The sequence below is a fragment of the Nocardiopsis alkaliphila YIM 80379 genome, assembly GCF_000341005.1.
Lineage (GTDB): Bacteria > Actinomycetota > Actinomycetes > Streptosporangiales > Streptosporangiaceae > Nocardiopsis > Nocardiopsis alkaliphila.
This window is the reverse complement of record NZ_ANBD01000105.1, coordinates 22211-41115: the sequence shown is the minus strand read 5'-3', so window position 1 is coordinate 41115 and position 18905 is coordinate 22211. Positions and strand designations below refer to the sequence as shown.

Annotated in this window: 12 protein-coding genes; all 12 read right to left on the bottom strand. The window is 66.8% G+C overall.

All coding sequences use genetic code 11. The features are described 5' to 3' along the window. Positions 1–53: 53 nt before the first annotated feature. The 12 genes from D472_RS0115395 to gatB all read right to left on the bottom strand — a co-directional run bounded on the left by D472_RS0115395 (position 54) and on the right by gatB (position 18831). Positions 54–1457 (bottom strand): ABC transporter substrate-binding protein, encoded by a 1404-nt coding sequence (locus D472_RS0115395; RefSeq protein WP_017605375.1) that lies wholly within the window; start codon positions 1455–1457, stop codon positions 54–56. Positions 1458–1487: 30 nt separating this feature from the next. Next, on the bottom strand, positions 1488–2360 hold the full coding sequence (locus D472_RS0115390; RefSeq protein WP_017605374.1) for a carbohydrate ABC transporter permease: 873 nt from the start codon (positions 2358–2360) through the stop codon (positions 1488–1490). Continuing rightward, complete coding sequence (locus D472_RS0115385; protein WP_026117726.1) at positions 2357–3355, bottom strand: ABC transporter permease subunit; 999 nt, start codon at positions 3353–3355, stop codon at positions 2357–2359. Before D472_RS0115385 ends, D472_RS0115390 begins: the two co-directional genes overlap by 4 nt. 325 nt (positions 3356–3680) lie before the next feature. Beyond that, positions 3681–5291: a citramalate synthase gene (gene cimA, locus D472_RS0115380; RefSeq protein WP_017605372.1), complete on the bottom strand. Its 1611-nt coding sequence runs from the start codon at positions 5289–5291 to the stop codon at positions 3681–3683. A gap of 335 nt (positions 5292–5626) precedes the next feature. Further along, positions 5627–6742, bottom strand: coding sequence for a branched-chain amino acid aminotransferase (locus D472_RS0115375; protein WP_017605371.1), 1116 nt, complete (start codon positions 6740–6742; stop codon positions 5627–5629). Positions 6743–6962: 220 nt separating this feature from the next. After that, the gene (locus tag D472_RS0115370; protein WP_017605370.1) at positions 6963–8027 is read right to left on the bottom strand and encodes a 3-isopropylmalate dehydrogenase; all 1065 of its coding nucleotides are present in this window, start codon (positions 8025–8027) and stop codon (positions 6963–6965) included. A 521-nt stretch (positions 8028–8548) separates the two neighbouring features. Continuing rightward, entirely contained in the window at positions 8549–10138 is a 1590-nt protein-coding gene (gene serA / locus D472_RS0115360; protein WP_017605368.1) for a phosphoglycerate dehydrogenase, read from the bottom strand. 342 nt (positions 10139–10480) lie between these two features. Next, entirely contained in the window at positions 10481–11476 is a 996-nt protein-coding gene (gene ilvC / locus D472_RS0115355; protein ID WP_193373471.1) for a ketol-acid reductoisomerase, read from the bottom strand. 35 nt (positions 11477–11511) lie between these two features. Further along, entirely contained in the window at positions 11512–12036 is a 525-nt protein-coding gene (ilvN, locus tag D472_RS0115350; RefSeq protein ID WP_017605366.1) for an acetolactate synthase small subunit, read from the bottom strand. Between the two features lie 20 nt (positions 12037–12056). Then, positions 12057–13817, bottom strand: a complete 1761-nt coding sequence (locus D472_RS0115345) for an acetolactate synthase large subunit (RefSeq protein WP_017605365.1) — start codon at positions 13815–13817, stop codon at positions 12057–12059. A gap of 616 nt (positions 13818–14433) precedes the next feature. Next, entirely contained in the window at positions 14434–17139 is a 2706-nt protein-coding gene (locus D472_RS0115340) for a GGDEF domain-containing phosphodiesterase (RefSeq protein ID WP_017605364.1), read from the bottom strand. A 183-nt stretch (positions 17140–17322) separates the two neighbouring features. Further along, positions 17323–18831 carry an Asp-tRNA(Asn)/Glu-tRNA(Gln) amidotransferase subunit GatB gene (gene gatB, locus D472_RS0115335; protein WP_017605363.1) on the bottom strand — a complete coding sequence of 503 codons (1509 nt, stop codon included), beginning with the start codon at positions 18829–18831 and terminating at the stop codon, positions 17323–17325. Positions 18832–18905 lie beyond the last annotated feature (74 nt).

Below are 18905 nucleotides of genomic sequence, written 5' to 3'. Positions count from 1 at the left end.
AACGAGGCGCCCGAGGCCATCGGGCCCCGGGCGCGTCCACTCCGTGCTCGCGCTCAGTCCTGGACGGAGGCGTTGTACTCCTCGATGGTGCCACTCACGCCGTCGGCGGCGTCGGACATGGCCTCCTGGGCGGACAGGTCACTGGTCAGGGCGGCCTCCCATCCCTCCTCGGCGGCCACGCGGGCCTCGGACATCACGCCCATCATGCAGCCGGCGGTGTTCTCATTGATCTCGGAGTCGGCGAGCTGGGCCGCGGCCACTGAGAATTGCGGGAACTCCTCGGCGCGTTCGGTCGCCTCGGGACCGTCGTAGCCCTCGGTGTTGACCGCCAGGTAACCGGTGCCCGCGTGCCAGATCGACTGGGCCTGCGGGGTCAACAGGTACTGCACGAACTCCCAGGATCCACGGATCTCCTCCGGACTGTGACCCACGCCGTTGATCCACAGCGAGGCACCGCCGATGATCGAACCGCCCGGGTCGCCCGCGCTGATCAACGGGAAGTAACCGGCACCGACCTCGAAGTCGGACTGCTCGATGAAGCCGCCCAGGGAACCGGTGGACTCCAGGGTCATGGCGGCACGGCCGGAGGTGAAGGCGGCCTGACCATCATCGGTGTTGCGGCCGATCTGGACGGCGAGGTCGTCCTCGATCATCTGCTCCCACCATTCGACGAGCTCGACGACCTTGGGGTCGTCGAAGAGGACCTCGGTGGCGCGGCCGTCACGGCCGTTGGAGTTGTCGCAGTAGGGGGTGGCGGCACGAGCCATGAACTGTTCGATGAACCATCCGTACACCGCCGCGCCGAATCCGTACTGCACGACGGTGCCGTCGTCGTCGGTGATGGTGAGCTGTTCGGCGGCCTCACGGATCTCGTCGAGGTCGGTGGGCGGGGAGTCCGGGTCGAGTCCGGCCTCCTCGAAGGCGTCCCGGTTGACGTACATCAGTGGGGTGGAGTTGTTGAAGGGGAAGGACCTCAAGTCGCCCTCGACCGTGAAGTAGTTGAGGAGCGCCTCCTCCACGTTGGAGGTGTCGTAGGCGTCCTCATCGATGAAGGACTGGGCCGGCACGGTCTGCCCCGAGTCGATCATGAACTGGGTGCCCAGGTCGTAGATCATGATGAGTTCGGCGGTCTCACCCTGTTGGATGGCGGCGCGATGACCGGCCAGGGCCTCGTCGTAGTCGCCCTGGAAGGAACCGGTGACTTCGACACGGCCCTCGTTCTGGGAGTTGAACTCGTCGATCAGCCGGTCCAGTACCTGACCGTTGGTGGCGTCCATGCTGTGCCAGAACTCGATCTGAACCGCCTCGTCGAGGTCGTCCAAGACCTCCGGCCCCGGAGCGGTCAGGTCGGTGTCGCCACCGCCTCCATCGTCTCCGGAGCAGGCGCTGAGCAGTAGGCCCAGGCTCGCGAGCAGTGCCGCGGCCTTGACGCCTCGTCGGTGGGGGAAGGTTCTCATCCTTGTTCTCTCCACTAGGTGTTTCTCGCCCTACTTGACCGCGCCCGCGGTGAGTCCACGGACGATGAATCGCTGTCCGAAGATCACGAGGGCCAGGGTGGGGATGACCGACAGGGCGGCGCCCGCCAGGACGAGTCCCGGGTTGGCCGCCTCTCCGGCCTTAAGACTGTTCAGGCCGATCTGGAGGGTCTGCATCTGGGTGCTGCGAGTGATGATCAAAGGCCAGAAGTACATGTTCCAGCTGGTGATGAAGACGTACGTACCGACGGCGGTCAGGGCCGGCTTGCTCAGCGGCAGCAGGATGGTCCACAGGAACCTGAGGTGCCCCATACCGTCGATGCGTGCGGCGTCGTACAGCTCCTTGGGGAACTGTTTGAAGCTTTGACGGAGCAGGAACGTGCCGAAGGCGTAGGCCAGGAACGGCATGACCAACCCCGCGTAGGAGTCGCCCAGGCCCCATCCGGTGATGGTGAGGTAGTTGGGAATGAAGGTCGCTTCCGCCGGAACCATCAGGGTGGACAGGAACAGCGCGAAGAGCACCGCGGCACCGCGAAAGCGCAGGAACACGAACGCGTACGCGGCCAGAGCCGAGGTGAGGAGCTGACTGACGGTGATGACGCCCGCCATGACCAACGAGTTGCCGTACATGCGCAGCAGGGGTACGGCGTTCAGGGCGCCCTGGACGTTCTCCAAGTGCACGCCGGTGGGCAACAGTCTGGCGGGAAAGGTCGACAGTTCCCGGGGTTCCATGAGTGTTCCCACGAACACGTAGTAGACGGGGAAGAGCACCGGGATCAGGAGCACGGCCAGCATGGCGTACAGCAGGACGCGACCGAGGACGTGTCCGGCCGTGGGTCTGTGTCGGGTCAGGGGCGTGGGCCGAGAAACGGTCGTGGTCCTCACGAGTAGTGCACCTTCCGTTCGATGACACCGAACTGGATGACGGTGCACACCAAGACCACCAACAGCAGGACGAGCGCCTGGGCGCTGGCCCGACCGAAGTCGCTGGTGCCGTAGGCGAAGGCGTCCTGGTAGATGGAGTAGACGAGGGTGGTCGTGGAGCCGACCGGCCCGCCCGCGGTGAGGATGTGGATCTGGCCGAAGCTCTGCAGCGCGTTGATCGTGGAGATGACGATCAGGAAGAAGAGCTGGGGACCGAGCATCGGAATGGTGACGTCCCAGGCCAGGCGTGGCCCGGTGGCACCGTCGATGCGAGCGGCCTCGTTGATCTCCTTGGGGATGGAGCCGATGCCCGCCGCGAGTACCAGCACCCCGTATCCCAGGTTCATCCACACGGTGGTGATGATGACCGACCACAGGGCCATCTCCTGGGAGGTCAGCCAGGGCACCTGGTCCAGGCCCAGGCGGTACAGGATGCCGTTGAGCACGCTGTTACCGGGGCTGTAGAACACGGAGAAGATCACCGAGGCGCTGGCCACGGAGAAGGCGAAGGGGAGGGCGAAGGCACCGCGCAGGAACTTCTGGCCCGCCCGCCGAACGCCACCACCCTCAACGGAGGTCTTCGCCCCACCCCTTCCCTCTAGCACGCCCTCCAGGAGGAGAACGATCACCAGGGCACCGACCACGCCGGGGACGACCACTCCGAGGGTGAACACCACGGTGGTCACCAGGATCTGGAGGAACTCGGGCGAGGCCATCTCGGCGAAGTGGCTCAGCCCGACGAAGCGGTTGGGTTGGCCGATGATGTCGTTGCCGTGCATCGACAGATAGACGGTACGGCCCAGCGGATAGAGGAGGAAGAGCGCGAAGATCGCGACGGAGGGGGCCAGGAAACCCCACGCGAGCAGGGCGTCCCTTCCCGAACGTGCGCGTTTGCGTTGGGGTGTGGGAGGGGTTGGTGGAGCGACGCGCCGGTCGGTCTCCGAGCCGGTGGTCACGCCGTTGCCTCCGCCCCGTGCACGAGTCGTGGTCGAGAACACGTCACGCAGTCTTCAGGGGGCGAATGACCTGCGCTCCTCTGAGAGACGAACAGCACGCCAACGGCGGGGCGCACCACGGTTATGTCCGACATCCATCACCACTCGTACATCGCGAACTTCCCGAAAGTTCGCAGTATCGAGCGGCTCTGGACACACTGGCTATGACCTGACGGACAGGGATTTCTTACCTGTAAGTAAGTTTCAAAGCCCTGACCTGTGCCTCCTCTCGAATCGGCACGGCGGGTGACGGAAGAACGTGACGATTCCGTCACCCGCCCGAGGCTCAGTCCCGCGGATAGCCCTGACGCAGCAGCCCGTAGGTGATGGCTTGTTCCAACGCGACCCAGGAGGCGTCCACGACGTTGGGCCCCACCCCCACGGTCGTCCACTCCTCGACTCCGTCGCTGAAGGTGATGAGGATCCGGGTGATCGCGTCCGTACCCGAGGCGCCTTCCAGGATCCGGACCTTGTAGTCGGTCAATTCCAAGCCGCCCAGCGCCGTGTAGACGTTCTCCATCGAATTGCGCAGTGCCCGATCCAGCGCGTTGACCGGGCCGTTGCCCTCGGCGGTGGCGATGACCCGCTCACCCTTCACCCGCAGCTTGACGGTCGCCTCGGTCAGGCTCTCGTAGTCGTTGGACAAAGGGCTGGAGCCGGCGGCCGGGCGACGCTCGGTGAGGACCCGCCACGACTCGGTCTCGAAGTAGCGGACCGGCTCCCCCCGCTCCTCGCGTAGCAGCAGTTCCAGGGAGGCATCGGCGGCCTCGAAGCTGTACCCGGACAGTTCCAGGCCCTTGACCCGTTCCACGACCCGGCCGGAGAGCTCACGGTCCCCCGTCAGGTCCAGGCCCCACTCCTGGGCCTTGAGTTCCACCGAGGCGCGCCCGGCCATGTCGGAGACGAGCATGCGCATCCGGTTTCCGACCAGTTCGGGATCGGTGTGCTGGTACAGGTCCGGGTCGACCTTGATCGCCGAGGCGTGCAGGCCGGCCTTGTGCGCGAAGGCCGAGATCCCCACGTAGGGCTGATGGGTGTCGGGGGCCAGGTTGACGATCTCGGCGATCGCGGTGGCCACCCTGGTCATCTCGCCCAGACAGCCCTTGGGCAGGACCTCCCGGCCGTGCTTGAGGGTGAGCGCGCCCACCACGGAGAACAGGTTCGCGTTGCCCACCCGCTCGCCATACCCGTTGGCGGTGCACTGCACGTGGGTGGCCCCCGCGTCCACGGCGGCCAGGGTGTTGGCGACGGCGCAGCCGGTGTCGTCCTGGGCATGGATGCCCAGACGCGCCCCGGTGGCCTCCAACACCTCGGTGACCACACGGGTGACGTCGGCGGGAAGCATGCCACCGTTGGTGTCGCACAGGACCACCACGTCGGCCCCGGCCTCGGCCGCGGCCCGGACCACGGACAGGGCGTATTCGGCGTTGTGCCGGTAACCGTCGAAGAAGTGCTCGCAGTCCACGAACACGCGCTGTCCGTGTCGGCTCAGGTAGGAGACCGTGTCGGAGACCATGGCGAGGTTCTCCTCGAGCGTCGTGCGCAGGGCACGTTCGACATGCCGGTCGTCACTCTTGGCGACAAGGGTGACGACCGACGCGCCGCTGTCGCGCAACGCGGCCACCTGTGGGTCGTCGGCGGCGCTCACACCGGCCCGGCGGGTCGCGCCGAACGCGGTGAGCTGCGCGTGTTCCAGCTGAAGCTCTTGTGAAGCCCGCTGGAAGAACTCGGTGTCCTTGGGGTTGGCCCCGGGCCACCCGCCTTCGATGAACGCCACCCCGAAGTCGTCCAGCAGCTTCGCGATGGCCAGTTTGTCGGAGACCCGAAGGTTGATCCCCTCGCGCTGGGCTCCGTCGCGCAGCGTGGTGTCGAAGACGTGGAAACTGTCGTCCCTCATGGGTGGAACTCCCGAAGGTGAAGGTGTAAGACGGTCCCGGCCAACAAAAAAGACCCCTCGTGGACACGAGAGGTCAGCGCGCTGGCAGGGTCCGGTTCTCTTCCCTGCTCTTTCGCGGGAAGGCGTCAGCCAGCGCGCCCCTGAATAATCACGATCTGGGACGGCATGAGGCCAGTGTGCCACATGCTTTGATCAGAAGCGCAGTTCAGGCCCCAAATGTCTCAGCCGGCGAGACAGAAGTTTCTCAGGCCGGACGTTTGCGAAGTGTCGCTCCCTGGGAGAGAGCGAGGGCCGCCCCGAGCTCGGGGCGGCCCTCGCCGGGACGAGCGGTGTCCCTAGAACTTGGTGATCCAGCCATGCTTGTCGGGGCGCAGGCCCGTCTGCAAACCGACGAGTTCTTCGCGCAGACGCATGGTGATCGGGCCCAGGCCACCATCCCCGATGCTGAACTCGCCGTCATCGCTCTTGACGTGCCCGACCGGGGTGATGACCGCGGCGGTGCCACAGGCGAACACCTCGGTCATCTCACCGGACTCGGCGGCGGCCTTCCATTCCTCGATGGACAGCGGCTCCTCCTCGGCGGGAATGCCCAGGTCCGGTGCGAGGGCGAGCAGCGACTCGCGGGTGATGCCGGGCAGCAGGGTGCCGGTGAGCGGGGGCGTGCGCAGGCGTGCGTTCTCGCCCTCACCGAACACGAACCACAGGTTCATGCCGCCCATCTCCTCGACCCAACGGTGCTCGCGGGCGTCCAGCCACACGACCTGATCGCAGCCCTTCTCCACGGCTTGGGCCTGGGCCAGGAAGCTCGCCGCGTAGTTACCGGCGAACTTCGCGGCACCGGTGCCCCCTGGGGCGGCACGAGTGAAGTCCTTGGACAGCCAGACGGTCACCGGCTTGACACCGCCGGAGAAGTAGGAACCCACCGGCGAGGCGATGAGCAGGTAGACGTAGGTGCGGGAGGGGTGGTTGACCCCCAGACCGACGTCCGTGGCGACCATGAACGGGCGCAAGTAGAGGCTGAAGTACTCCTTGGAGGGAACCCATTCTCCGTCGTGCGCCAAAAGCAGCTCGATGGACTTGAGGAAGAGCTCCTCGGGGAGTTCGGGCATCGCCATGCGCGCGGCGCTCCGGTTGAAGCGGGCCGCGTTGGCCTCGGGCCGGAAGGAGGCCAACGAACCGTCGGGGTGGCGGTAGGCCTTGAGCCCTTCGAAGATCTCCTGCGCGTAGTGGAGGGCGGCGGTGGCCGGGTCCAGGGACAGGGGGCCGTACGGCTCCAGCTTGGCGTCGTGCCAGCCCTTGCCCTCGGTGTACCGGATGCTCACCATGTGGTCGGTGAACACCTGACCGAACCCGGGGTTCTCCAGCAGTGCCTCACGTTCGGACGGGGTCTTCCGCCGGTCGGAGAGCTGGACGTCGAACGTCAACCCAGTGGTGGTGGTGTTGTTGTTCATGTTGTCGGTGGTCCTCTCGGATGCATCGGGTCGGCAGCGCCGCCGACCTGGAATCTAGTGTGTCGGAAGAGCGCACCCGGGGCCAGGGCGGACCAAGAAGGACCGAACGGACAACGGGCGCGCCGGGTACTCCGGGCGCGCCCGCTCATGGGTCGTGAAGTGGCTGGATGTCCCCCTACGGCCGCGCCCGCTGTTCGAGACAGGGCCGTAGGCGATCGCCTCAGCCCTGCTCGGCTACTCGCGCGGCGAGGTCGTCGCCGATCCGGGAGGTGGACCGGACCGCACCACTTCGGGCACGGGTCTTCAGGTCCGCCGAGACCGCGTCCTCGATACGTCGGGCGGCTTCGGGCACCCCCAGGTGGTTCAGCATGGTGGCGGCCGAGAGCACCGTGGCGGTGGGGTCGGCCTTGCCCTGACCCGCGATGTCGGGCGCGGAGCCGTGGACCGGCTCGAACATGCTGGGAAAGGTGTTGTCCGGGTTGATGTTACCGCTGGCCGCAAGACCGATACCACCGGTGATGGCGGCACCGATGTCGGTGATGATGTCACCGAACAAGTTGTCGGTGACGACCACGTCGAAGCGACCCGGCTGGTTGACGAAGAACATCGAGGCGGCGTCGACGTGACAGTAGTCCACCGAGACCTGGGGGTACTCGGCGCCGACCTCCTTGACGGTGCGCTGCCACAACTCACCGGCGAAGGTCAAGACGTTGTCCTTGTGCACCAGGGTGAGCTTCTTGCGGGGACGCTCGGCGGCCTTGGCGAAGGCGTACCGAACCACGCGCTCGACCCCGAAACGGGTGTTGACGCTGTCCTGGGTGGCGATCTCGTGCGGGGTGCCCTTGCGCAGCACACCGCCGGCGCCGGCGTAGGGGCCCTCGGTACCTTCGCGCACGACCAACATGTCGATGTCCTCGGGGGACACGCCCGCCAAAGGGCTGTCCACGCCGGGGTAGAGCCGGACGGGGCGCAGGTTGACGTAGTGGTCGAAGTCGAAGCGCAGGCGCAGCAGCAGGCCGCGCTCCAGGACACCACTGGGCACGGAGGGGTCTCCGACCGCTCCCAGGTAGATGGCCTCGTGTTCGGCGAGTTCGGTGGCGACCGACTCGGGCAGGGTCTCACCGGTGCGGTGCCAGAGCCTGGCACCCAGTTCGTACTCGGTGGTCTCGATGGCCAGGTCGTGCTGGGCGGCCACGACCCCCAGCACCTTGAGGCCTTCGGCGACGACCTCGGGGCCGATCCCGTCGCCGGGGATGACGGCCAGTTTCACGGTGCGCGCTGCCATACGGACTGCCTTCGACTCGGACGTGATCCCGCCGGCGGTTTCTCATATGGCGAGATCAATTGAACAGTAAGTGAGACAACTGTACCGGCCCGAGGGACCGATACAGCCATCCACCCGCGAAAAGACTCAACCGCGGCGGTTGATCGCGTCCTGTAGCGCGCGGGCGACCTCGTCCTCGGTGTCGGGCGTGGACGGGTATTCGATCATGTCGTACATGTGATCCTCCGAATGCGCTGCGCGATGACCGGTGGGCATGACCGGGCCACCACTGATGGGCGTGGGCGACGTTGTCCACGAAAAGGGGGACAAGGAGCTCGCCCCGGCGGGATCGCTGCCGAAGTCGCCTGCGCGGGCCCCGGTGGGGGCGGGCGCGGCCTCGACTCCTAGGCCTTCAGAATATCGGATGTCCAACTATATGACCAGAGATTCCCACCATGTGAGACGACTTGATGTTTCCGCAGATGGGAAAGGGCCCCGTCGCCACAACGCGACGAGGCCCGACCCGGTCACATCCGGATCCGTCAGTTCTCCAGGTCGATCTGACGGGTGAGGTCCGCCTCGATCTCGCCGGAGATCGAGGTGAGGATCTCCTCGGGCACCGCGGAGTCGACGGTCAGGGCGATCAGCGCCTTGCCGCCCTCCTTGTCGCGGATGACCTGCATACCCGCGATGTTGACGTCCGCGTCACCGAGCAGGGCACCGACCTTGCCGACGATACCGGGGCGGTCCTCGTAGGAGAGGAACACCATGTGCTCGTCGAGGCTGATCTCCATCGTGTAGTTGTTGATCTCCACCAGCTTCTCGAACTGGCGGGGTCCGGTGAGCGTGCCCGAGACCGAGACCCGCGTCCCGTCGGCCAGCACACCGCGCACCGAGATCAGGTTGCGCCAGTCGGCACTGTCGTCGCTGGTGACGAGGTTGACCTCGACCCCGCGCTCCTTGGCCAGCAGCGGCGCGTTCACGAAGGTGACGGTGTCCTCGACCACGTCGGTGAACACACCCTTGAGCGCGGCCAACTCCAGGACCTTCACGTCGTGCCCCGCGATCTCACCGCGCACCTCGACGTCGATCCGGGCGGCGAGCGCGCCGGCCAGCGAGGTGAACACCCGACCCAACTTCTCGGTGAGCGGCAGTCCCGGCTTGATCTCCTCGGCCACCCCGGTGCCCTGCACGTTCACCGCGTCCGGCACGAACTCGCCGGACAGGGCCAGCTTGACCGAGCGGGCGACCTGCGTACCCGCCTTCTCCTGCGCCTCGGTGGTGCTGGCGCCCAGGTGCGGGGCGACCACGACGTTCTCGAACTCGAACAGCGGACTGTCGGTGGTGGGCTCCTTGGCGAACACGTCGATGCCCGCGCCGGCCACCCGACCGTCCTTGAGTGCCCGGTACAGGGCGTCCTCGTCGAGGATGCCACCACGCGCGGCGTTGATGATCCGCACCGAGGGCTTGACCTTGGTCAGTGCCTCGTCGCCGATCAGACCCAGCGTGTCCTTGTTCTTGGGCAGGTGGATGGTGATGAAGTCACTGCGCTCCAACAATTCGTCCAACGAGACCATCTCCACGCCGATCTGGGCGGCGCGAGCGGGCTGCACGAAGGGGTCGTAGGCGATGACCTTGGTGCCGAAGGCCAGCAAGCGCTGGGCGACCAAGGCCCCGATCCGGCCCAGGCCGACCACGCCGACGACCTTCTCGTACAGCTCCACACCCGTGTACTTGGAACGCTTCCACTCACCGTTGATGAGGGCGTTGTGCGCGGGGGCGGTGTTACGGGCACTGGCCAGCAACAGGTTGATGGCCTGCTCGGCGGCGCTGATGATGTTGGAGGTGGGGGCGTTGACCACGAGCACGCCAGCCTTGGTGGCGGCGTCCACGTCGACGTTGTCCAGCCCCACCCCGGCACGGGCCACGACCTGGAGGCGGTCGGCCGCGGCCACGGCCTCGGCGTCCACCTGGGTCGCGCTACGCACGATCAGGGCATCGACGCCGGCCAGAGCCGGAAGCAGTTGGGACCGGTCGGACCCGTCCACATGGCGCACCTCGAAGTCCTCTTCGAGCAGCGCGATTCCGGCGGGCGAGAGCTTTTCCGCGACGAGTACGACGGGTTTGGTCACAACGGTTCCTTTTCAGGTGATACGACCCGATCGTGCAGGTAAAGACGCTGCCCGAATCGGGTGTGACGGCCGGTCAAAAGTCTACTTGTGAGGTAGGGAAGCCCTTTGGGCGAGGGGCAGAAAAGAAGGGGGAAAGATGTGTCACCTTTCCCCCTCTGCGCTACGCCCCGCCACAGGGGTCATTCGTTCGGGCGCCGTCGGGCCCTGCTTCTTCTGGAAACCCGGGGAGGCTCCGTAGGTGGGATCGCGAGGTAGGAGCCATCACACCGTAGGTGCCGAAGGTTCCTGGCCCCCAAACGCCCGAACACGCCAAAGCGAAGCGGAGGCGCCGAAAAACACGACCTAGGCCTTGAGCCAGCTCATCAGCGGACGCAGCTCGGCGCCCACCTTCTCGATCTGCTCGTTCTGCTCGGCCTCACGGCGCTTGGTGAAGGTCGGCTGCCCGGCATCGAACTCGGCCATGAGCTCCTTGGCGTAGCTACCGTCCTGGATCTCACCGAGGATCTTGCGCATCTCCTCGCGAGTCCGCTCGGTGATCACGCGCGGGCCGCGGGTGTAGCCACCGAACTCGGCGTTGTCCGACACCGACCAGTTCATCTTGGAGATGCCGCCCTCGTACATGAGGTCGACGATCAGCTTCAGCTCGTGCAGGCACTCGAAGTAGGCGATCTCCGGCTGGTAGCCCGCTTCCACGAGAGTGGCGAAACCGGCCTTGACGAGCTCCTCGGTGCCACCGCACAGCACGGCCTGCTCACCGAACAGGTCGGTCTCGGTCTCCTCGGTGAAGGTGGTCTTGATGGCACCGGCCTTGGTACCACCGATGCCCTTGGCCCAGGACAGGGCCAGCTCCCAGGCCTGTCCACTGGCGTCCTTCTCGACCGCGACCAGGCAGGGCACGCCGCGCCCGGCCTCGTACTGCCGGCGAACCAGGTGACCCGGCCCCTTGGGGGCGACCATGGCGACGTCGACGCCCTCGGGGGCCTCGATGAGACCGAAGCGGATGCTGAAGCCGTGCGCGAAGAACAGCGCGTTGCCGGCCTCCAGGTTGGGGGCGATCTCGTTGGCGTAGAGGTCGCGCTGGATGTGGTCCGGGACCAGGATCATGATGACGTCGGCCTCACGGGTGGCCTCCGCGGGGCTGAGGACCCGCAGCCCCTCCTCCTCGGCCTTGGCCCGGCTCTTGGAGCCCTCGGCCAGACCGATCCGCACGTCCACGCCCGAGTCCCGCAGCGACAACGCGTGCGCGTGCCCCTGACTGCCGTAACCGATCACGGCGACCTTCTTGCTCTGGATGAGCGCGAGGTCCGCGGCGTCGTCGTAGTACATCTGTGCTGCCACTTGGGGTTACTCCTTGTTTCTAAGTTTGCGGAGGCTCAGGCGCTGCGCTCGACCGCTCGCAAGGAGCGGTCCGTGATCGAACGCGGTCCCCGGCCCAGGGCGACCAGCCCTGACTTGACCAGTTCCCTGATTCCGAAGGGCTCCAGGTTCTTGACCAGGGCATCGAGCTTCTCGGGGTCGCCGGTGGCCTCGATGACGACGACGTCCGGGCTGACGTCCACGACGTGCGCGCGGAAGAGCTCGGCCGTCTGAAGCACATGGGTGCGGCTGGACGCGTCGGCCTTGACCTTGACCAGGAGCAGCTCACGCTGCACCGACGCGGTGGTGTCCATCTCCACGATCTTGACGACGTTGATCAGCTTGTTGAGCTGTTTGGTCACCTGCTCCAAGGGGTGGAGGTCGCAGTTGACCGCGATCGTCATCCTGGACAGACCGGGGTACTCAGTGGTGCTGACACTGAGGGAGTCGATGTTGAACCCACGACGGGAGAAGAGCGCGGAGGCCCGGGCGAGGATGCCCGGGGTGTCCTCGACCAGAACGGAAAGCGTGTGACTGCTCATGGTGGTTCGGCCTTCTCCTACTAGTCCTGGTGTTCCCAGTTCGGCGCCATGTCGCGCGCGTACTGGATGTTGTCGTTGCTGACGCCCGGACCGACCATCGGCCAGACCATGGCGTCGTGGTTGACGCTGAAGTCGACGACCACGGGGACGTCGTTGATGGACATCGCCTTCTCGATGGTGGCGTCGATGTCCTCGGGACGCTCGCAACGCAGCCCCACACAACCGTAGGCCTCCGAGAGACGAACGAAGTCCGGAATACGGACCTTCTCGTCACGGGGCGCGGTCTGTAGGTCGGTGTTGGAGTAACGGCCCTCGTAGAACAGAGTCTGCCACTGGCGGACCATGCCCAGGTTGCCGTTGTTGACCACGGCGACCTTGATCGGGATGCCCTCGACCGCGCACGTGGCCAGTTCCTGGTTGGTCATCTGGAAGCAGCCGTCACCGTCGACCGCCCAGACCACGCGGTCGGGTTCGCCCACCTTGGCGCCCAAGGCCGCCGGAACGGAGAAGCCCATGGTGCCCAGGCCACCGGAGTTGACGAAGGAGCCCGGCCGTTCGTAGTCGATGAACTGAGCGGCCCACATCTGGTGCTGGCCCACGCCCGCCACGTACGTGGCCTCGGGGCCGACCATCTGGCCCAGGCGCTGGATGACCGCCTGGGGCGACAGGCTCCCGTCGTCGGGGGCGTCGTAACCCTTGGGGTAGGTGGTGCGGAGCTGGTTCAGCCGGTGCCACCAGGCCTCGTAGTCGCCTTGGCGGCCCTTCTCCTGGTCGGCGCGCACGGCCACGACCAGGTCGGCCAGGACTTCGCGGCAGTCACCGACGATCGGCACGTCGGCGTGACGGTTCTTGGAGATCTCGGCCGGGTCGATGTCGGCGTGGACGATCTTGGCGTCGGGGGCGAAGCTGTCCAGCCTCCCGGTGACCCGGTCGTCGAAGCGGGCGCCCAGGGCGACGATGAGGTCGGCCTTTTGCAGGGCCCCGACGGCGGCGACGTCGCCGTGCATGCCCGGCATGCCCACGTACAGCGGGTGCGAGCCGGGGAAGACACCACGGGCCATCAGGGTGGTGACCACGGGGGCACCGGTCAGTTCGGCCAGGACCCGCAGTTCGGCGGCGGCTCCGGCGCGCAGGACACCACCACCCACGTACAGGACGGGGCGCTTGGCGTCGGCGATCATCCGAGCGGCCTCACGAACCTGCTTGCCGTGCGGCTTGGTGACCGGGCGGTAACCGGGCAGTTCCAGGCGCTCGGGCCAGACGAAGTCGGCGTCGGTCTGAAGGGCGTCCTTGGAGATGTCGACCAGGACCGGACCGGGACGTCCGCTGGAGGCGATGTGGAAGGCCTCGGCGATCGTGCGCGGGATCTCGCGGACGTCCTTGACCAGGAAGTTGTGCTTGGTGATGGGCATCGTGATGCCGCAGATGTCGGCTTCCTGGAAGGCGTCGGTCCCGATCATCGGGGAGGCGACCTGCCCGGTGATGGCGACCATCGGCACGGAGTCCATGTGCGCGTCGGCCAAGGGGGTGACGAGGTTGGTGGCCCCCGGCCCACTGGTGGCCATGCACACCCCGGGACGCCCGGTGGCGTAGGCGTATCCTTCTGCCGCGTGCCCCGCCCCCTGCTCGTGGCGCATGAGGATGTGACGCACCTTGGCCGAGTCGTAGAGGGGGTCGTACGCGGGAAGAATGGCACCGCCGGGAATCCCGAAGACAGTGTCAACGCCGACGTGCTCCAGCGACCTGATCAGCGATTGTGCGCCGGTCATCTGCTCGGTCATCTCAAGATCCTTCAGCGAGGGCCCAGAGCGGCCTCGGGCTCTGGTGGGCTTGGTTCGGCAATAAAAAAACCCCCACCGCCCGGTGGCGGTCGAGGGGTGGCGCGCAGCAGAAGTGACTCAGTGGGCTGCGCGCCGACCAAGTACGAGAATCAGGGAGTTGTTCTGCACGCTTCTAACATTGGCCGAAGGAACGTGCGCGCGTCAACCAGAACTACATTTTGTCTCATTAATTGAGACGAACATGTCAGGATGCGACCACTCCAACTGAAGCATCACCGCCCTGACCTGCACAAACAAGACGAAAGCCTTCGTCTTGTGTAACGGAGAACACGTAACGCGGGTCGAGGTCATCCCTCAAGTCCGACTTAACAGTCCTTCGCGGATCGATCGCCGAAGACGTCCTCGAGCTTCGTGGTCCTTGGCCTCCGGCACCTTGGTCACCGATCCGGCCGCCCTCGAGCCGGGCACTTCACCTCTTTCCAGCCCGAGGCAGGTCCGATGACCTCGGTCTCGAACTCGTAGCCCTTCAGCCCGCTGAGAGGCACGCCGGAAGAGTAGCGAGCTTCTCCGCACCTTCGCGGGTGCGCGCCGCCATGTCCGCCTCGGACACGATTCGCTAGAGGTTCACTCCGGCCTCGCCACCGACGAGGGACTCCACGCCGCTCGCGGGCATCGGGCGTGCCACCAGGAAGCCCTGACCGTAGTCACAGCGCATCACCCTCAGCTGCTCCAGCTGTTCGGGCCTCTCGATGCCCTCCGCGACCACTTGGACGCCCAGGTCACGGCCGAGCTGGATGATCGTGTGGGTGAGCAGCGTGACCGTGTCGTCGCGCCCCAGACCGGCGATGAAGGACGGGTCGATCTTGATGGCGTCCACGCTCAGCTCGCGCAGGTGCGCCAAGGAAGCGTGGCCCATCCCGTAGTCGTCGATGGCCAGACGCACACCCAGACCCCGGAGCTCACCGAGGCGTTCGACCGCGTCGCCCTCGTCGTCGAGCAGGACCTCCTCGTTGACCTCCAGGGTCAGCACTTCGGCGGGCAGCCCCGTCTCGGCGAGCACGCCCTCGATGGTGCTCACGAAGCGGGGCGAGAGCACCTGCTTGACGGACAGGTTCACCGACAGGCCGATGTCCCAGTCCGATACCCGCCACACGGCGACCTTCTCGCAGGCCTCACGCAGGATCCACTCACCCAGCGGCACGATCAATCCGGATTCCTCGACCGCGCCGATGAAGTCCTCCGGGCCCATGACCTCGCCGTCGCGGTCCCAGCGCACCAGCGCCTCCACCGCGGTCACCTGCGACGTCCCCAGGTCCACCACGGGCTGGTATTCGAGGAAGAACTCACCGTTGCTGAGCGCCTGACGCAGGCGGATCTGTAGTTCCAGACGGGACACGACCATGTCGTGCATGTGTGCCGCGTAGACCTCCACGTTGCCCGGGCCACGTTCCTTGGCCCGGGTCATCGCCACGTCGGCGTTGCGCAGCAGCTCGCCGCTGTCCGTGGTCGATTCGGCGAAGGCCACACCGATGCTGGCGGTCAGGAGGATGTCCCGATCGGCCACCTGGAAGGGTTCGGAGGCGATCACCCGCCCCAGCCGCTCGGCCATGTCCACCACGCGCTGCCCCTCGGGCACGCCCTCGACCAACACGGCGAACTCGTCACCGCCCCAGCGGGCCAGGGTCGCGTGGGAGTCCAACTCACCGCGCAATCGCCGGGCGGCCTGTCCCAGCATGTGGTCGCCGCGCACGTGCCCGGCGGAGTCGTTCACGGCGGTGAACCCGTCCAGGTCGAGGAAGATCATCGCGACCTCACCGGCCGGTTCGTCGTCCATGGCCCGGTACGCCAGCACGTTGCCGGCCCGCTCCTCCAGGTAGGCCCGATTGGGCAGCCCGGTCACACCGTCGTGGAAGGTGAGGTGCTCGACCTGGTCCTGCAGGGCCACCTGGGCGCTGATGTCACGGGTCGTGACCAGCAACCGGTCGGGTTCGCCGGGCTGTTCGTACAGGGAGACCGTGGACTCGGTGTGTCGCCACGTACCGTCGGCGGCGCGTACCCGCAACCGAAGGTGCACCCCCTGACCCGTGCCCTCTTTGAAAAGGTCCACCACCGCCCGAGTGCGGCCCAGGTCCTCGGGATGGATGAGCGTGGTGACCGGTGCGGCCAACACGTCGTCCAGGCGGTAGCCGAACGTCTCGGCCGTGCCCGGGCTGACGTAGGAGACCCCGCCGTCCCGGTCCAACACCAAGATGACGTCGCCGCTGTTGCGGGCCAATTCGTTGAAGTGCCCCTCACGGTTGCGCACCATGCGGGTCAGAGTGGCGTTCTCCTCCAACATCCCCAGTACTCGAACCACCAGAACGACCACGGCGGTACCGGCCGCGATGGGCAGCACCGAGGCGACGTCGTTCAGCCGCAGACCGCCCACCGTCAACACGAGGGTGGCCACCAGAACCGCACCCAAGGCAGCGAATTCGGGGGCGAAACGATACAGTCCTCGGCCGGTGATCCGGCGAGGTCGGGCCCCTGGCCGATGCTCCACCAGCCACGGGAGCGAGCCCAGCAGCGCGAAACCCAAGAAGCGCACCGGCTGTTCGATTCCACCCGCCACCGGCGGGCCCGTGAGTCGGCCGACCGCGCCGATCATGTCCGAGGTCGCGATGACGATGAACGCGCCGATGGCCACCAGCACCGCCCGGCGCGTGCTGTGCGGGGACATGAACACCAGGGGCATGAGCAGGCATAGCACCACGATGTCGGCCACCGGGTACACCAGGGCGAACCCGAGCAGCCCGGCGCCCTCGCCCAGCTCCTCGTACAGCGGAGAGAACAGCAGGACCCACACCACGGAGAAGACCGCGGCGGCGCCCACGTAGCTGTCGGTGATGTGCCGGGTGGCCGTGCGCAGACCGCCCGGCCAAGGGGCGAACCGCGTGAAACCGATGACGAAGAAGGGCAGGGCGGCCAACGCGAACAGATCACCCAGGGTGATCGAAAAGACCGACCCGGCGTTGAACGTTCGGGAGATGGCGTGGGTGAGCGCCCCCGCGCACCAGGCGAGCGCGGCCAGGCCGAGGAAGCGCAAGGCCGCCGACCCGTCGGCCCCATCGGCGTGGGCCTCCCGGTCCGCGCCGGTACGTGTCCAACGCTTGGCCGCGTAGAGCAGGGACACACCCGCCGTCCCGGCGGCCACCGCTCCGGGCCACTGGCCCAGCGTGGCCGCCAGGGTGCTCTCCCCGACCGGAATCAGCGTTCCCAGAAGGTAGAGAAAAAAGAGCGTGCCCAGCCCGAACAACGACAGGCGGCGTGCTTGGAGGGTCATCACCGGCCTCCCCGCCGCCGAACTCTCTCTTGGGCCATGGAGCACCCACCTCGTGATCACTCGACTCAGGACGCGGTGGACCGCACACACCCCCCGTGCACCAACACCCTACGCAACCAAGGTCACACGGTGATTGAGGGTCGGCTGAGAGATGGCGACGGAGCGATCACCTTGGGTGACCCATCAGGTGAGCTTTTCCAAGATGAGTTCACGCGCCCGACCGGCGTCGGCCTGCCCACGGGTGGCCTTCATGACCGCGCCGACCAGAGCACCGGCCGCGGCCACCTTGCCGCCCCGCACCTTCTCGGCGGCGTCGGGGTTGGCGGCGATGGCTTCGTCCACCGCGGCACCCAACGCTCCGTCGTCACTGACCACCTTCAGGCCCCGGGCCTCCACGACGGCGTCCGGCTCACCCTCACCGGCCAGCACGCCCTCGACCACCTGACGGGCCAACTTGTTGGTGAGCGTACCCTCGGCGACCAGCGCGATGATCCGGGCGACCTGGGCGGGGGTGATGGGCAGGGAGTCCAGCTCCACCTCCTGCTCGGTGGCGTGACGGGACAGCTCGTTCAGCCACAGCTTACGAGCCTGGGCGGAGGGGGCGCCTTCGGCGACGGTCGCCTCGACCAGACCGATGGCGTCGGCGTTGACCAGATCGCGCAGCTCGGTGTCGGTCAGCTTCCACTCGTCCTTGATCCGGGCCCGCTGGGCGGCGGGAAGCTCGGGCAAGGTGGCGCGCAACTCCTCGATCCACTCCTTGGGCGGAGCGACCGGGACCAGGTCGGGGTCCGGGAAGTAGCGGTAGTCCTGGGCCTCCTCCTTGGAGCGACCCGAGGTGCTGCGGCCGAGGTGCTCCTGGAAGTGACGGGTCTCTTGGACCACGCGATCACCGGCGTCGAGCACAGCGGCCTGACGCTCGATCTCCGAACTCACGGCTCGCTCGACCGAACGCAGCGAGTTGACGTTCTTGGTCTCGCTGCGGGTGCCCCATTCCGAGGCCCCGATCTCGTTGATGGACACGTTCACGTCGCAGCGCATGGAGCCCTCCTCCATGCGCACGTCGGAGATGCCCAGGGAGCGGGCCAGGTCGCGCAGCTCGGCGGCGTAGGCGCGGGCCACCAGCGGAGCGAGGGCACCGGTGCCGGTGATGGGCTTGGTGACGATCTCCAGCAGTGGGATACCGGCGCGGTTGTAGTCCACGTTGGAGTGGCTGGCGCCGTGGATCCGCCCCGTGGAACCACCCACGTGGAGGGACTTGCCGGTGTCCTCCTCCATGTGCACGCGCTCGATCTCGATGCGGAACTCGCGCGGGCCCTGGGGGGTGTCGACGGTGACGTCGAGGTGGCCGTCGACACAGATCGGCTCGTCGTACTGGGAGATCTGGTAGTTCTTCGGCATGTCCGGGTAGAAGTAGTTCTTCCGGGCGAACCGGCCCCACGGGGCGACGGAGCAGTTGAGCGCCAGTCCCAGACGAATCGCGCTCTCCACCGCCGTCTCGTTGACCACCGGCAGGGAGCCGGGCAGGGCCAGGCACACCGGGCACACCTGGGTGTTGGGCTCGGCACCGAACGCGGTGGGGCAGGAGCAGAACATCTTGGAAGCGGTACCCAGCTCGATGTGGGTCTCCAGGCCGAGTACGGGCTCGTACTTGTTCAGCGCCTGCTCGAAGCTAGGCGTTACCGCGTGGGCCATCGCCGCAAACCCGTTTCAGTAGAGGACATACCTTCCAGGTCAGCCTACCGAGATTCGCGGGCCCTCTGGTCCCG